This is a genomic window from Frankia alni ACN14a (assembly GCF_000058485.1).
Classification (GTDB): domain Bacteria; phylum Actinomycetota; class Actinomycetes; order Frankiales; family Frankiaceae; genus Frankia; species Frankia alni.
In genome coordinates, this window is sequence record NC_008278.1 from 5,611,202 (window position 1) to 5,626,402 (window position 15,201).

Annotated in this window: 14 protein-coding genes; 5 read left to right on the forward strand and 9 right to left on the reverse strand. The window is 74.7% G+C overall.

Annotated elements, in window-relative coordinates:
* Positions 1–64: 64 nt before the first annotated feature.
* Positions 65–802, forward strand: coding sequence for a hypothetical protein (locus FRAAL_RS22570; protein ID WP_011606278.1), 738 nt, complete (start codon positions 65–67; stop codon positions 800–802).
* Between the two features lie 155 nt (positions 803–957).
* The gene (locus FRAAL_RS22575; protein ID WP_011606279.1) at positions 958–1,833 is read left to right on the forward strand and encodes a PKD domain-containing protein; all 876 of its coding nucleotides are present in this window, start codon (positions 958–960) and stop codon (positions 1,831–1,833) included.
* Between the two features lie 15 nt (positions 1,834–1,848).
* On the opposite strand, the gene FRAAL_RS22580 is transcribed toward FRAAL_RS22575, so the two are convergent.
* The 7 genes from FRAAL_RS22580 to FRAAL_RS22610 form a co-directional block, all read right to left on the reverse strand.
* Entirely contained in the window at positions 1,849–2,472 is a 624-nt protein-coding gene (locus FRAAL_RS22580) for an NUDIX domain-containing protein (RefSeq protein ID WP_011606280.1), read from the reverse strand.
* Positions 2,469–4,343, reverse strand: a complete 1,875-nt coding sequence (pyrG, locus tag FRAAL_RS22585; RefSeq protein WP_011606281.1) for a CTP synthase — start codon at positions 4,341–4,343, stop codon at positions 2,469–2,471. Before pyrG ends, FRAAL_RS22580 begins: the two co-directional genes overlap by 4 nt.
* A gap of 325 nt (positions 4,344–4,668) precedes the next feature.
* Positions 4,669–5,622, reverse strand: a complete 954-nt coding sequence (locus FRAAL_RS22590) for an aldo/keto reductase (RefSeq protein ID WP_011606282.1) — start codon at positions 5,620–5,622, stop codon at positions 4,669–4,671.
* A gap of 101 nt (positions 5,623–5,723) precedes the next feature.
* The gene (gene recN / locus FRAAL_RS22595) at positions 5,724–7,478 is read right to left on the reverse strand and encodes a DNA repair protein RecN (protein WP_011606283.1); all 1,755 of its coding nucleotides are present in this window, start codon (positions 7,476–7,478) and stop codon (positions 5,724–5,726) included.
* Positions 7,479–7,654: 176 nt separating this feature from the next.
* On the reverse strand, positions 7,655–8,542 hold the full coding sequence (locus FRAAL_RS22600) for an NAD kinase (protein ID WP_011606284.1): 888 nt from the start codon (positions 8,540–8,542) through the stop codon (positions 7,655–7,657).
* The gene (locus FRAAL_RS22605) at positions 8,539–9,573 is read right to left on the reverse strand and encodes a TlyA family RNA methyltransferase (RefSeq protein WP_041940881.1); all 1,035 of its coding nucleotides are present in this window, start codon (positions 9,571–9,573) and stop codon (positions 8,539–8,541) included. Before FRAAL_RS22605 ends, FRAAL_RS22600 begins: the two co-directional genes overlap by 4 nt.
* A 17-nt stretch (positions 9,574–9,590) precedes the next feature.
* Positions 9,591–9,806 (reverse strand): hypothetical protein, encoded by a 216-nt coding sequence (locus FRAAL_RS22610; RefSeq protein ID WP_041939654.1) that lies wholly within the window; start codon positions 9,804–9,806, stop codon positions 9,591–9,593.
* 233 nt (positions 9,807–10,039) lie between these two features.
* Between FRAAL_RS22610 and FRAAL_RS22615 the strand changes: the two genes are divergently transcribed.
* Together FRAAL_RS22615 and FRAAL_RS22620 are read left to right on the forward strand one after the other, a co-directional pair.
* Entirely contained in the window at positions 10,040–10,378 is a 339-nt protein-coding gene (locus FRAAL_RS22615) for an alkyl sulfatase C-terminal domain-containing protein (protein WP_011606287.1), read from the forward strand.
* Positions 10,379–10,494: 116 nt separating this feature from the next.
* Positions 10,495–11,607: an FAD-dependent oxidoreductase gene (locus FRAAL_RS22620; protein WP_011606288.1), complete on the forward strand. Its 1,113-nt coding sequence runs from the start codon at positions 10,495–10,497 to the stop codon at positions 11,605–11,607.
* 39 nt (positions 11,608–11,646) lie between these two features.
* On the opposite strand, the gene FRAAL_RS22625 is transcribed toward FRAAL_RS22620, so the two are convergent.
* On the reverse strand, positions 11,647–12,816 hold the full coding sequence (locus tag FRAAL_RS22625; protein WP_157734029.1) for an HAD-IIA family hydrolase: 1,170 nt from the start codon (positions 12,814–12,816) through the stop codon (positions 11,647–11,649).
* An 85-nt stretch (positions 12,817–12,901) separates the two neighbouring features.
* Positions 12,902–13,345 carry a tetratricopeptide repeat protein gene (locus FRAAL_RS22630; protein WP_011606290.1) on the reverse strand — a complete coding sequence of 148 codons (444 nt, stop codon included), beginning with the start codon at positions 13,343–13,345 and terminating at the stop codon, positions 12,902–12,904.
* Between the two features lie 381 nt (positions 13,346–13,726).
* Between FRAAL_RS22630 and FRAAL_RS22635 the strand changes: the two genes are divergently transcribed.
* Positions 13,727–15,139: a DUF1015 family protein gene (locus tag FRAAL_RS22635; protein WP_011606291.1), complete on the forward strand. Its 1,413-nt coding sequence runs from the start codon at positions 13,727–13,729 to the stop codon at positions 15,137–15,139.
* The last annotated feature ends 62 nt before the right edge of the window (positions 15,140–15,201 follow it).

The window sequence follows — 15,201 nt, forward strand, 5'->3', positions numbered from 1 at the left end:
CTGCGCACCGTTCCCCGTTGGCGCCTATCCACATGCCGGGCTCCTGCGGCTATTCTGGCGACTTGTGCGGACGGACGCCGAATCGTCACGCTACGCCGCGCGGCTGGGGGTCGTCATCACCGCCGTCACGACACTTGCCCTCCTGGCGGGAGCGGGCCTGCTCGCGGGCTGCGGCGGCGACGGCCACGAGCCCGCCGGCGCGGCCGTCCCCGCCCGCCCGGGCGCGGCGTCCGCCGGCAGTCCGTCCGGCGCCGGCTCGCCCGCCGACGTTCCCTCCGCCGACGTTCCCTCCGCCGACGTTCCCTCCGCCGACGGCCCGTCGGACGCCGGCCCGGCCGACGGCGATCCGTCCGACGGCGATCCGTCCGCGGGCGGCTCCGCCGGGGTGGCCGGGGGCTCCGACGACACGCCCGCCGCGGCCGCCCGCACGGTCCAGGCGTACTTCCGCGAGATCAACGACGCCACCCGGGCCGGCCGGCTGGCGGTGATCACGCCGACCGCGCTGGCCGGCTGCCAGCCGTGCGCCCTGGACGTCGGGGTGACCCGATCGCTCCAGCAGCGCGGCCTGCACGCCGACGCCGCCGCCTACCGCCTGACCGACCTGTCCGCCCGGCCGCGGGCCGGGCTCGTCGGCCTCGTGACCTTCACGCTGCACACCGGCGCCGTCGGGCTGCTCGACCTCGCCGGGCGCCACGCCGCCGACGCCCCCGGCGTGCCCAGCCGGGCCGCCACGGCCGTGCTCGCCCTCACCCAGCGCGGCTGGCGCATCCAGGCCCTGCGTTACGCCCCGGGGCCGGCATGACGATCCAGCCTGCCGCGTCGGACTCCCCCGCCGATCGGCGATCACTCGCCGGCCCGCACGGGCACTGCGAGTGCTCGCGCGGACACTGCGAGTGCTCGCGCGGACACTGCGGCCGGCGATCGCCGTTCCGCCGGCGGTGGCTCGCACGGGTGGTGGTGGTCGCCGTCGCGGTGGGGCTGCTCGCCGGTGTCGGCGGCCCGCTGCCGGGCGCGGGGCTGCCGGGCCTGGCAGGGCTGCCCACCGCCGGCCGCGCCGAGGCGGCTCCCGGCGGCGAGACCCGCGTACCCTGCGTCGGCGTGCTCTGGGGCAGCTGCGACACCCGCGCCACCGCCAACGGCTACCAGTACAGCTACCACGACGGGGTGCTCGAGCGGATCCCGGCCGGCGCCGACGGGGGCGTCCCGCGGCGGGCATCCTGCGGGCAGGCCTGTCCGGACGACCCCGCCGCGGTCTGCGAGCTGTACGAGCTCGTCGGCCCGGACCCGGCGATGACCCCCGCCGAACGCGCCCAGTTCGACCAGACGATGGCCGGGTGCAACAACTACCTGCTGCCCGACAACGCCGTGCCGGTCGCGGCCGTGCAGGCCGCGCTCGCCGACTACCTGCGAGACAAGCTCCTGCCGAAACCGTCGATCGTCATCGCGCCGTCCGGGCGCAGCTTCGCGAACCTGGCGACGATCCTCTACACGCCCGTGCCGGAGTCGTACACGTTCAACGTCGACGAGCCCGTCGTCGCCACGATCAGCGCGATCCCCCACTACCGCTGGGAGTTCGGCGACGGCGGGACCGGCCCCGACGCACCCGGACGGCCCTACGACTCGGCGATCTCCCCGCGTGACCACCCCGAGGCGTACGTGTCGCACGAGTACGCCCGGCCGGGGCAGTACCAGGTCACCCTCACCGTGACCTGGGACGGAACGTTCACCCTGCCCGGCGTCGCGCAGGCGTTCGCGCTGGACCCGGTGACCCTCGCCGCCGCGCAGGGCCTCGTCGTCAACGAGGCCGCCGGCGTGCTGGTCCACAACGACTGACCAGGCTCCGCCGGGCTAACCGCGGTGGGCCGGTCGGGCGGGCCAGGGGGCGTCGAGCGGGCGCAGGCCGGCGAAGTCCGCCGCCCGTGCCCGCACCGTCGCCAGCAGGCCGACGACCGCCATCGCGTTGGTGATCTCGCCGCGCAGGAGCCGGGCGACGGCCTCGTCGAGGTCGATGCGCGCCAGGCCCATCTCGGCCTCCTCGTGCTGCGGCACGTACCGCTCGGCCGCCGGGATCTCGTGCAGGTCCCGAGCCAGGAAAACCCGGTAGGCCTCGTCGGTCATGCCCGGCGAGGACCAGACGTCGACGAGCAGGTCGTACCGGTCGGCGCGCAGCCCGGCCTCCTCGGCGAGCTCCCGGGCGGCGGCGACGGACGCCGGCTCCCCGGGCACGTCGAGGATGCCGGCGGGCAGCTCCCACAGCGGGCCGCCGACGGGATGGCGGTACTGGTGCACCATCACGACCCGGCCGTCGTCGTCGAGCGCGACCACGCCCACCGCACCGGGGTGGACGACGACGTCGCGCTGGGAGACGTCGCCCTCGGGCATGCGCACCTGGTCGCGGCGGACGGAGATGATCCGCCCCTCGTAGGCCAGCGTGCTCTCCGTGACCTCGTAACGGTGCGCCTCGGCGGTCACGGCGACACCAGGGCGGCCGTGCCGTTGGAGCTGGCCCCCGGCCGGGCGTTGCCGCGCCGGCCGCCACCGCCCCGGCCGGACGCGCCACCCGCGCCACCCGCATGCCCAGCGCCGGCGACAGCCGGCGCCACGACGTCGTCCGCGGATCCCTCGGCGTGAGCCGCGCCCGCCGTCTCGGCTCCCTCGTGGGCCCCGGCGTCGGTGGCCGGCAGGTCGACGGGCAGCACCCCGCGGCGACGGTCGGCGTGTGCGATCGCCGCGGCGACGAGCCCCCGGAACAGCGGATGGGCCCGCGTCGGCCGGGACCGGAACTCCGGATGCGCCTGCGTTCCGACGTAGTAGGGGTGCACGTCGGCGGGCAGCTCCACGACCTCGACCAGCCGGCCGTCCGGCGAGGTGCCCGAGAAGACCAGCCCGGCGGCGGCGAGCCGGTCGCGGTAGTCGTTGTTGACCTCGTACCGATGACGGTGACGCTCGGCGACCTCCGGCTGCCCGTACTCGCGGCGGGCGACCGTGCCGGGGGCGAGCGTGCACGAGTACAGGCCCAGGCGCATCGTGCCGCCCATGTCCCTCGTGCCGGCGACGACCTCGTGCTGGTCGGCCATCGTGGAGATCACGGGGTGCGGGGTGTCGGACACGAACTCGGTGGAGTTCGCCTCCGCCAGGCCCGCGAGCCCGCGGGCCGCCTCGATGACCATGCACTGCAGGCCCAGGCAGATGCCCAGCGTCGGCAGGCCGTTCTCCCGGGCGTGCCGCAGCGCGGTGAGCTTGCCCTCGATTCCCCGGATCCCGAAGCCGCCGGGCACGATGATCCCGTCGACCCCGTCGAGCAGCGCGGCCGTCTCCTCCGGCGAGGAGCACTCGTCCGAGGTGATCCACCGCAGCTCGACCCTGGTGTCGGTGGCGAACGCGCCGGCCCGCAGCGCCTCGGTCACCGACAGGTAGGCATCCGGCAGGTCGACGTACTTGCCGACGATCCCGATCGTCGCCGTGTTCGTCGGATGGTGCACCCGGCGCAGCAGCGTGTCCCACTCGGTCCAGTCGACGTCGCGGAACGACAACCCCAGCCGGCGCACCACGTAGGCGTCGAGGCCCTCCCGGTGCAGCACCCGGGGAATGTCGTAGATCGAGCTCGCGTCCGGCGCCCCGACGACCGCCTCGTCGTCGACGTCGCACATCATCGCGATCTTCTTCTTCAACGCGTCGGGCAGCGGCCGGTCGGAGCGGCAGACCACCGCGTCCGGCTGCAGGCCGATACTGCGCAGCGCCGCCACCGAGTGCTGCGTCGGCTTGGTCTTCAGCTCCCCGGACGGGGCCAGGTAGGGCACCAGACTGACGTGCACCGTCAGCGCGTTGTCCCGGCCGACCTCGTGGCGCACCTGGCGGATCGCCTCCAGGTAGGGCAGCGACTCGATGTCGCCGACGGTGCCGCCGACCTCGGTGATGACCACGTCGACACTGTCGTCGGCGAGCCGCCGGATCCGATCCTTGATCTCGTCGGTGATGTGCGGGACGACCTGCACCGTCTGGCCGAGGTAGTCGCCGCGGCGCTCACGGGCGATGACCGCCGAGTACACCTGGCCGGTCGTCACGTTCGCGCTGCCGTCGAGGTTCACGTCGAGGAACCGCTCGTAGTGCCCGATGTCCAGGTCGGTCTCGGCCCCGTCGTCGGTGACGAACACCTCGCCGTGCTGGAACGGGTTCATCGTGCCGGGATCGACGTTGAGATAGGGGTCGAGCTTCTGCATGGTGACCCGCAGTCCGCGAGCCTTGAGAAGCCGCCCGAGGCTGGATGCGGTCAGTCCCTTGCCGAGACTGGACGCGACCCCGCCGGTGACGAAGATGTGCTTCGTGACATGCACCTGGCCCACGTGAAACTCCCGTGGTCACGCCGCCGGTCCGGACCCGACGCCTCCACGGGACTTCACGGTAACACCTTCCCCGTGAGGTGCCTTCGGCACCTCACGGGGACCCCTGGTTCCAGGCCGCCGTGCGGGTCCCGTCAGATCGCCTTCGGCGATCCTCCTGGGCACACCGCCCGGGGCGCCTCCGCCCGTCACGGGGACCCCGGTCCCCACCGCCGTAAGGGGAACTCCTGCTTATCCAGAGGCCTTCGTGTCCGGTTTATCCCTCCGGATAAGCGGGAAGGCGGCGTTGGCAGACTCGCGGATGGCATTCCACCAGGGACATGGGAGGTCAGTAGCGGGCGCCGACCACCTGGGCGTCGAGGGCGTCGAGGACCGCCAGGTCGTCGGCGTCCAGGGTGAGGTCGAGGGCGGCGGCGTTCTGCTCCAGCCAGCGGCGGCGCTTGGTGCCGGGGATCGGCACCACCGGGACGCCGAGCCGCCCGGCCTGCCCGTGCACCCAGGCGAGGGCGACCTGGGCCGCAGCGGCGTTCCTGCGGGCGGCGATGTCGACGACCGCCTGCACGATCGCGCGGTTGGCCTCGCCGGCCGCCCCGACGAAACGCGGGCTGCGCGCCCGGAAGTCGAGCGCACCGAGATCGGAGCCGTCGACGGTCGCGGTGAGGAAGCCCCGGCCGAGCGGGGAGTAGGGCACCAGCCCCACGTTCAACTCGCGCAGCGCGTCGAGGACGGACGTCTCGGGATCGCGCGTCCACAGCGAGTACTCGCTCTGGACCGCCGCGATCGGGTGCACGGCGTGCGCCCGCCGCAGCAGCGCGCCGTCGACCTCGGACAGCCCGAGGTAACGCACCTTGCCCTGCGCGACGAGTTCGCCCATCGCCCCGACCGTCTCCTCGATCTCGGCGGTCTGCGGCGGCCGGTGCAGGTAGTACAGGTCGATGACGTCCACGCCGAGCCGCAGCAGCGAGGCGTCGCAGGCCCGCTGGACGTACGCCCGCTCCCCGCGGACGACCCGGGCGCCGTCGCCGGCGGAGCGGTCGATGCCGAACTTGGTGGCCAGCTGCACCTGGTCCCGGCGGTCGTGGATGGCCCGTCCGACCAGCACCTCGTTGTGCCCGGCCCCGTAGACGTCGGCGGTGTCCAGAAACGTGACGCCCAGATCGAGCGCGCGGTGGATGGTCGCGATCGACTCGTCCCAGTCGGTGGCGCCGTACCACTCGCTCATTCCCATACAGCCGAGCCCCTGGGCCGAGACGTTCAGTCCACCAAGGTTGACCTCGTGCATGCCGCTACTCCCTGCCCGCCGGGTCCGTGCGCCGTCAGCGGCAACCCTAGGTGTTGGAGCGCGCGCTAAGACAAGTCCGCACGCTACGGCCGGGCCCTGACCTACGGGCGGGCCTTGTCGGCGGCGGCGGCGGCGAGGAGTTCCTCGGCGTGGCCGCGGGCCAGCGTGCTCTCCTCCTGGCCGGCAAGCATCCGGGACAGTTCGCGGACGCGGCCGGCGTCGTCGAGGGTGATGACGCCGCTGCGGGTGACCGAGCCGTCGTCGGCCTTGTGGACGACGAGATGGCGGTCGGCGAACGCGGCGACCTGCGGCAGGTGGGTGATGCAGATGACCTGGTGGGTGCGGGCGAGGCGGGCCAGGCGGCGGCCGATCTCGACGGCCGCGCGCCCGCCGACGCCGGCGTCGACCTCGTCGAAGACCATCGTGGAACCGGCGTCGTCGGCGGCGAGGACGACCTCGATGGCGAGCATCACCCGGGACAGCTCGCCGCCGGAGGCGCCCTTCTGCACCGGCCGGGGCGGGGCGCCGGGATGTGGGATGAGGCGCAGTTCCACGTCGTCGACGCCGGAGGGGCCGAAGGCGAGGCGCCGGTCGCCGACGGGCAGGCCGGCGGGATCGTCGCGCTGGGCGACAGCGGCCTCGACGCGGGCGCGGGGCATCGCCAGACCGGCGAGCTCGGCGGCGACGGCCGCGCCGAAGCGGGCCGCGGCGGCGCGCCGGGCGTCGCTGACCGTGACGGCGAGCCGGGCGAGCTCCGCGGTCAGCTCGTCGCGGCGGGCCGTGAGGGCCTCGGCGCTCTCGCCGGCGCCGTCGAGCTCCAGCAGCCGGCGGCCGGCCTGGTCGGCCCAGGCGAGCACGCCGTCGATGTCGGTGCCGTGCGCGCGGGTCAGGCCGGTCAGGGCGGCCTTGCGGTCCTGGGCGTCGGCGAGGCGTTCGGGGTCGGCGTCGATGCTCTCGGCGTAGGAGGCGAGGTCGGCGGCGACGTCGGTGAGCAGCATGCTCACCTCGGTCAGCCGGGCACCCAGCGCGGCGAGGTCGGCATCGAGGTCGGCGTCGCCGGCGATGACGCGGCGGGCGGCGGAGACCAGATCGACGGCGCCGGGGTCGTCGGAGCCGGACGCGGGGTCGCTGATCAGCGCCGCGTGGGCCATGCGGGCGGCGCGCACGAGCGTCTCGGCGTGTTCGAGCTTCGTCAGCTCCGCGTCGAGGGTGACGTCCTCCCCCGGCGCCGGTTCGACCCGCTCCACCTCGGCCAGGCCGATCCGCAGCAGCTCCGCCTCCTGCTCGCGTTCGCGGGATCGTTCGGTGACCTCCGCGAGCGCCCGGCTGACCCGGTTCAGCTCCGTGTAGACCACGCCGTAGCGGGTCAGCGGCCCGGCGACGGCGTCGCCGGCGAAGCGGTCCAGCGCCACACGCTGCGTGGACGGGCGCAGCAGCCGCTGCGCCTCGGACTGGCCGTGGACGGCGATAAGATCCTCGGCGATCTCCGCGAGCAGGCTCGCCGGCACCGAGCGGCCCGCCACCTGCGCCCGGGACCGGCCCTCCGACGTCAGCGTCCGCCCGACGACGAGGACGGCGCCGCCGGGATCGTCGTCGAGGTCGCCGCCGACGTCGCGGACCCGCTCGGCGACCGCGGAGTCCGGCGGGATCAGCAGGCGCCCCTCGACGAACGCCCGCTCCACCCCGGGCCGGACCAGGCCGTAGTCGGCCCGGCCGCCGGTGAGCAGGCCCAGGCCCTGCACAATCATCGTCTTGCCGGCGCCGGTCTCGCCGCTGACCACGGTCAGGCCGGCGGCGAGATCGAGGGCAGCGTCGTCGATGACCCCGAGGCCGCGGATGCGAATCTCCTCGAGCACGCCCCGAACTCTAGCCGCCCCACCGGGTCCGCCGACATCCTCAACCGTCAACAACCGTCTACAACCGACACCGGGCCCGGCCCGCACCCGAAGCCGGAGCCGGAGCCGGACCCGAAGCCGAAGCCGAACCCGGACCCGAACCTGCCCGAGTCCACCCGACCGGGTCCGACGGCCGCTCAGCGCTCGTTGCGGCCCCGCCAGCCCGCCACGGGCAGGTCGAACTTGGCGACGAGCCGGTCGGTGAACGGCAGCGGGCGCACCACGGCCAGGCGCACCGGCCGCCGGCCGCGCACGACCTCGACCCGCGACTCGGGCGGCACCTCGACGAGGCGCCGCCCGTCGCAGTAGAGGACGCCGGGCACCGGCTCCAGGATCTCCACGGCGACGGTCGCGCTCGGCGCGAGCACGAGCGGCCGGGCGAACAGCGCGTGCGCGCTGATCGGGGCGACGAGCAGCGCCTCGACCCCCGGCCACATCACCGGGCCACCGACGGAGAACGCGTACGCCGTCGACCCGGTGGGCGTCGAGCAGATCACCCCGTCGCAGCCCCACCGGGACAGGGGGCGGCCGTCGATCTCCAGGACGCATTCCAGCATCCGCGCCCGCTCGGCCTTCTCCAGCGACATCTCGTTGAGCGCCCAGCCGGAGTAGGTGACCTCGCCGCGGCGGCGGACGGTCACATCGACGGTCATCCGGTCCTCCACCGTGTAGTCCTTGCGGACGACGTGGTCGATGGTGGACTCCAGCGCGTCCGGTTCGGCCTCGGCGAGGAAACCGACGTGACCGAGGTTGACGCCGAGCAGCGGCACGTCGGCGCCGCGGGCGAACTCCGCGCCGCGCAGCAGGCTGCCGTCGCCGCCGAGGACGAGCACCATCTCCACCCCGACGGCGGCGTCCGCGTCGTGCGGGACGACGTTCGCCCCGGTCAGGTCGAGCTGCTCGGCCTCGTCGCGCAGCACCCGCGGCGACACCCCGGCGGCGGCCAGCCCCTCGATCACCCGCTGGGCGCTCTCCCGCACGATCGAACGGCGTGGATGGGTGACGACGAGGATCTCCCGGGTCATGCCGGACGCTCCGGGCGGCCTCCGGCGGGACCGGTCTCGACCGCGTGGGCGAGCGCGTCGTCGTCGAGGGGCGGCGCGCCCGCGGCGAGCCAGAGCAGGTACTCCACGTTGCCGGCCGGGCCGGGCAGCGGGCTCGCGGTCACCCCCCGCACGCCGAGGCCGAGCCCGCCCGCCACGGCCGCGACGTCACGCACCGCCTCGGCGTGCAGCGCCGGATCGCGGACCACGCCGCCGGCGCCGAGCCGCTCGCGCCCCACCTCGAACTGCGGCTTGACCAGGAGCACGAAGTCGGCGTCCGGCGCCGCGCAGCTACGCAGCGCCGGCAGCACCAGGCGCAGCGGGATGAACGACAGGTCCCCGACGACCAGCTCGACCGGCTCGCCGACCTCGGCCGGGGTCAGCGCGCGGGCGTTGACCCGGTCGAGCACCCGCACCCGCGGATCCGAGCGCAGCCGCCACAGCAGCTGGCCGTAGCCGACGTCGACCGCGACGACCGACGCCGCGCCGTGGCGCAGCAGCACGTCGGTGAAGCCCCCGGTGGACGCGCCGACGTCGAGGCAGCGCCGCCCGGCCACCACCAGCGACGCACCCGGAACCACCCCGGCCGGCGTAACCACCCCGGCCGGCGTGGCCGGCGTAACCACCCCGGCCGGCGTGGCCACCTCGGCCGGCGTGGCGCCGGCGTCAGGGGCGTCCGGGCCGAAGACGGCGTCAGCGGCGGTGATGCCGTCAGCGGGGGCGACGGCGTCGGGGACGGCGTCGGGGACGGCGTCGGGGACGGCGTCGAAAGCGGGGACGCCGAAGGCGGCGAAGGCGCCGAGCAGCTTGTGCGCGCCGCGCGACGCCCAGCCGGGGTCATCGCCGGCGGACACGGCGATCGACGTGGTGCCGTCGACGACGGTGGCGGCCTTCGTGGCCGGGATGCCGCCGACCAGGACGCGGCCGGCGCTGATCGCGGCCACGGCCTGCTCCCGCGAGCGGGCGAGGCCACGCCGGACGAGCTCGCTGTCCAGACGTACGCGACGGGACACCACGCCCCCTGCCCGACTCACCGAACCGGCCGGACCGGACCCGGCCGTGGCTGCGCCCGATCGACCTCGGCTGCCGCGCCGCCGCCCGACCCGTCCAGGTCGGCCAGGGCGTCGGCCAGTCGGCGGTTCATCTCCTCGAAGACCTCCACATGTGCCGACGTCGCCACGACGTCGAGGGTGTCCAGCCGCGCGAGCGCGTCGCGGATCTCGGCGGGCAGGTTCTCGATGCTCACTCTGTCAGCCTCCCGCACTTTCCGTCGATGATGCGACGCTCCCGCGCGACATGGGTCATGCGACGTATCTCATGACCGCCGCGGGGCCGCCCGCGCCCCGGCCGCCCGCGTCCCCGCCACCTTCGCCGGCCACGCGCCCGGCGAGCGTCGCCTGCCGCCCCGCGGAAGGCACCATGGGAGGGCCCCCGCCGACGGGCGGCCCCGAACCGACCCGAAGGAGGCCGGAGCTCCCGATGGCCGACAGGTCACAGTGTGAGATCGCGTTCCGTAGCATCGCCGACCGTCTGGACAGGCTCGCCGCCGAGGGCCGCCCGCCTCGGACCCCCGACCGCACGATCGTCTGCCGCATCCCGGATCTGGGGACCGCCTTCTCCGGCGAGCTGCGCGACGGCTGCCTGCGCGACCTCGGCGAGGGTCACCGCGACGACGCCCAGATCACCCTGACCGTGAACAGCGACGACCTGATCGCGGTGACGGAGGGTCGACTGTCGGTGCTGTCCGCCTGGACGAGCGGCCGGCTGAAGGTGGACGCGAGCGTGCGCGACCTGCTCAGGGTCCGCTCGCTGCTCTGACCGCGCATCCCACGCCGACTCCCGTACGGCTACCACAGCGTCATCCTGGCCAACGCCTGCGGCCCGAGCTGCGGCCGCCCACCGATCAGGACCGATACGGTGCATCGGAGGTAGCCATGACCATCGCCGTCATTGGAGCCGGCCTGGGCGGCCTGGCTCTTGCCCGTGTGCTGTATGTGAACGGTATTGACGCCGTCGTGTACGAACGTGAATCAGCGCGCGGCGCGCGGGGGCAGGGCGGCATGCTTGATCTGCATTCCGGGACCGGGCAGCGGGCGCTGCGGGAGGCCGGCCTGATCGACAAGTTCCACGCGATTGCCCGTCCCGAAGGCCAGGACCTGCGACTTCTCGAGCCAGACGGCACCCTGCTGTTGCAGCAGGACACGCCCGACGACGCCCCGCTCGAACGACCTGAGGTCGACCGTGTAGATCTGCGCAACCTGCTGCTGGACTCTCTGCCCGAACACGCGGTGCGCTGGGGCCGCGCCTTCACCTCCGCCGACGATGGCGTGCTGTACTTCGCCGACGGCAGCAGTGCGACGTATGACCTGCTGGTCGGCGCCGACGGCGCGGATTCCCGGGTCCGCGCGCTGCTCACCGACACCCGACCAGTGCACACCGGCCAGAACGTCGTCGAGCTCGGCATTCCCGACATCGACCGTACTCATCCCGATCTCGCGGCGATGGTGGGGCGCGGCAACTACTGGGTGCTCGGCAACGGGCAGTCCCTGTCGGCGCAGCGGAACGGCGACGGCCGCGTACGCATCTACCTCAGCTTCCACACCGCCGAGGACTGGTTCGCGGCCAGCGGCATTCCGTTCGGCGACCCGGCCGCCGCCCGGATGCGGCTGATCGAGCTGTTCGCCGGCTGGGACCCACGGTTCACCGCACTGATCGCAGCCTGCGACGACACGATCCTGCCACGGTCGATCACCACGCTCCCGATCGGCCTGACCTGGCCGTCGAGGCCGGGCGTGACGCTGCTCGGCGATGCCGCGCACCTGATGCCGCCGGTGGGGCAGGGCGCCAACATGGCGTTGCTCGACGGCGCCCTGCTCGGCCTCGCGCTGGCCGCGCACCCGGACGACTTTCCCGCCGCCGTCCGGGAATACGAACGCGAGATGTTCGCACGCACCAGCGCCGCCGCCCAGCAGTCCGCGCGCGCCCAGGAAATCCTGATGGCGCCGGACGCCAGCCGGAAGATGCTGGCGTTCTTCCAACCGGACTGAGGGAGGGCGGACGGTGCCGCCGCGCTCGTGCTGCCGGGGTCAGGACGCGGCGGCGGGTGCGACCAGATCCGCGCAGCCCGGGGGCCGTTCGGCCGCGATCGCGTGGACGGCGATGCCCACGTCGGTGGCGGACCAGACCGCCGCGCACGCGGCCCGCAGCGCGTCGAGGCCGTCCCCCTCGTCCTTCTCGTCCTTCTCGACCTTCTCGACCCTCTCGGCCCGCTGGTCGCCCGCATCCACACCGTCCGCCGTCCAGCGCAGCTCGCCGTCCTCGACGCGGGCGACCCATCCGCCGCAGGCGGCAGCGTGCTTGCCGGCCGCCGGCAGCGCCCGCACCGGCGGCGCGGGCCGCAGCAGGCCCCGCAGGTCGGCGGCCAGGAAGGTCGGGCGGTGCTCCGGCGGCGCGGCGAGCAGCTCCGACGGCGTCGTGACCCCGGTGAAGACCAGCAGCGTGGGCGTGGACGACCGGGTCCCGGCTTCGATGTCGGTGTCGAGCCGGTCTCCGACGATCACCGGGGTGCGGGCGCCGCTGCGCCGCATCGACTCGCGGTGCATCGCCGCCTCCGGCTTGCCGGTCACCAGGGGCTCCTGGTCGGTCGCGGCGCGCAGGAACGCGGCGACGGCGCCGTTGCCGGGGGCGATGCCACGCTCGGTCGGCACCGTCCGGTCGGCGTTGCTCGCGACCCACCAGGCTCCGGCCCGGATCGCGTAGGACGCCTCGGCCAGGCGGGCGTAGGTGAGGTCGGGGTCGAATCCCTGGACGACGGCCACGGGGGCGTCCTCGGCGGAGTCGACCGGGGTCAGCCCCTCCTCGGTGAGCGCCTGGCGCAGCCCACGCCCGCCGAGCAGGAGCACCCGGGCGCCGGCGGGCAGCCGTTCGGCGAGGACGTGCGCCGCCGCCTGCGCGGAGGTGACCACGTCCGCGGCCCGCGCCGGCACGCCGAACCCGGTCAGCCGATCGGCGACCTCCGCCGGCGGGCGCAGGGCGTTGTTGGTGACGTAGACGGTGCGCAGGCCGCGGCGGCCCGCGGCGGCGATCGCCTCCGCGGCGTGCGGCACCGCCGCCGCACCGCGGTTCACCACCCCGTCGAGATCCATCAGGGCGACGTCGAACAGGTCGGCGAGCGGCCGGTCCGTGCCGCGCAGCGGGCCGGCCCCGGCCGCGTCGCGGGGCTCGGCCACCAGGCCGGCGGTCAGATCTGGGGACACGGCGAACTCTCCGGGGGTTGCGCTGGTCGCGGGCCTGCCGGCCGCGGGGGGCGGTGGCGCCGGACCGTCGCCGGCAGCCGATCGGTCATGCCCGGGCCAGGGCGGCGCGGGCACCGCGCAGCGCGATCCCGTAGTGCCGGATGTCCGGACGCATCGCCACCGCCAGCGCGAGGTGCTCGACGGCCGCGCGGAGGTCGCCGATCTTGCGGGCGGACAGACCGAGGCCGAACTGCGCGTAGTCGTCGGTAGGGTGACGGTCGACGATCCAGGCGAAGGTCTCCCGGGCGGCGACGTACTGCCCGGCGCTGAACTGGGCGCGGCCCAGCGCCTCGCGGACGCTCGGCGAGGCGGGCTCGGCCGCGACGGCGTGCGCGAGCAGCTGCACCGCGGCGTTGGCGTCCCCGTGGCCCAGCAGAGCCATCCCGCGGGTGTACCAGTCGTAGACCTCGCCTGCCGGCCCCGGGCGGACGCTGTCCGTCGGGGCGCCCTCGTCCGGAGTCTCTTCCGGGCGGCCGGTCTTGTCGACCATCTTCACCTCCACGACCTGGACGAACACCTACGCTGCCGCCGGGCGCCCGCACCGCGTCGGCCCTGCCGCGCCCAGCAGGTCCACCAACCGTGATTCCGAGACCCGGGAATCACGCTTCGTAACCACACCTCCCACCAGCGAGGATGGTGATGCTCCGGTCTCCAGTGTCGCCGCAAAGCCCGCCGGGACGCCCCCGGATCGGATAATGATCACTTCCGGTGGCCCGCGACCTCACCGTCCCGGCCGGACACACCACGCCCCGCGCCTCACGGCGACCGAGCCGGGCGGTTCGCGGCGACACCCACCTACGGGCCGCCGGCGCCACCCCACCCGGCCGGCGGGCCCCCCGCATCGGTCGGATGGCACCGGGCGGGTCCTACGATGCGGCTCATGCCGCATGCCGATCATCCCGTCCCCGTTCCCGCGGGACTCGTGCTCGTCCCGTTCCGGGCGGCGCGCTTCCCCGCCTCGGGGCCGGCTCTCGCCGCGCTGACCTCGCCGCCCTACGACGTGATCGACGACGCCGAGCGCGCCCAGCTGCAGGCCCGTGACGCCCACAACGTGGTGCGGCTCATCCTGCCCGGCGACGACTACGACGGCGCCGCCCGCACGCTGCGGGAATGGCTCGACGGCGGGGTGCTGCGCCGGGACGACAGGGCGTCCGTCTACGTCTGCGAGGAGGAACAGGACGGCCACGTCCAGCGGGGGCTGATCGGCGCCGTCGCCCTGGCCGACCCGGAGGCGGGGATCATCCTGCCGCACGAGAACACCATGGCGGGGACGGTCTCGGACCGGCTGGCGCTGACCCGGGCGACCCGCGCCAACCTGGAGCCCATCTTCCTGCTGTACTCCGGCGGCGGCGAGACCAGCCGGGTCGTCGGCGAACTGGTCGCGACTCCCCCGCAGGTCGAGACCACCACCGACGACGGGGTGACCCACCGGCTCTGGGCGATCGACGACCCGACGGTGCTCACCGCCGTGGCGGCCGACCTGCTGCCTCGGCGGGCCGTCATCGCCGACGGGCACCACCGCTACGCCACGTACCGGCAGTACCAGGCGGAGCGCCACGCGGCCGGGGACGGTTCGGGTCCGTGGGACTTCGGCCTCGCCTTCCTCGTGGACGCGACCGTCTCCGGCCCGCAGGTACACGCCATCCACCGGGCGGTGACCGGCCTGGACCTCGCCGCCGCGGTGCGCCGGGCCGCCGCCGCGTTCACCGTCCGCCGGCTCGCCGGCCCGGACGTCGCGGCCGCCGAACCAGCCAGCACCGAATCAGCCGACACCAGGCCAGCCGACACCGAGCAGGCAGGCACCGAGCAGGCGGGCACCGCCTGGTCGGCCTCGGGCTCCGCCGCCGGGCGCCCGGGTGGCCTCGACCCGGATCAGCTGCTCGACGAACTGGCCCAGGCCGGACAGAGCGGGCATGCCTTCGTCGTCACCGACGGCACCTCCGCCTACCTGCTCACCGAGCCCGCCGCGGACCTGCTGGCCCGCAGCCTGCCGGCCGGCCGCTCCGCCGCCTTCCGCCGGCTCGACGTCACCGTCGCCCACCTGGGGCTCATCGTGGACGTCTGGGGACTCGCGGACACGGTCGGCGTCGTCGACTACCACCACGACGCGCCGGCCGCGATCGCCGCGGCCGCAGCCGCCGGCGGGACCGCGCTGCTGCTCAACCCGACCCCCGTCGCGGACGTGACCGCGGTCGCCGAGGCCGGGGAGCGCATGCCCCGCAAGTCGACGCTGTTCACCCCGAAGCCGCGCACAGGCCTCGTCCTGCGCCCGTTGGACGCCTGACCGGCGTCAAACCGGCCTGGGAAGCCGACTGCGGTGCGTTGTGCACGATCTGCGGGCCCCTA

Bases quoted from the DNA above. Each gene is read 5' to 3' on its own strand.
- FRAAL_RS22590 (WP_011606282.1), bottom strand. From the start codon at position 5,622: ATGCACGAGGTCAACCTTGGTGGACTGAACGTCTCGGCCCAGGGGCTC.
- FRAAL_RS22600 (WP_011606284.1), bottom strand. From the start codon at position 8,542: ATGACCCGGGAGATCCTCGTCGTCACCCATCCACGCCGTTCGATCGTG.
- FRAAL_RS22615 (WP_011606287.1), top strand. From the start codon at position 10,040: ATGGCCGACAGGTCACAGTGTGAGATCGCGTTCCGTAGCATCGCCGAC.
- FRAAL_RS22620 (WP_011606288.1), top strand. From the start codon at position 10,495: ATGACCATCGCCGTCATTGGAGCCGGCCTGGGCGGCCTGGCTCTTGCC.
- FRAAL_RS22630 (WP_011606290.1), bottom strand. From the start codon at position 13,345: ATGGTCGACAAGACCGGCCGCCCGGAAGAGACTCCGGACGAGGGCGCC.
- FRAAL_RS22635 (WP_011606291.1), top strand. From the start codon at position 13,727: ATGCGGCTCATGCCGCATGCCGATCATCCCGTCCCCGTTCCCGCGGGA.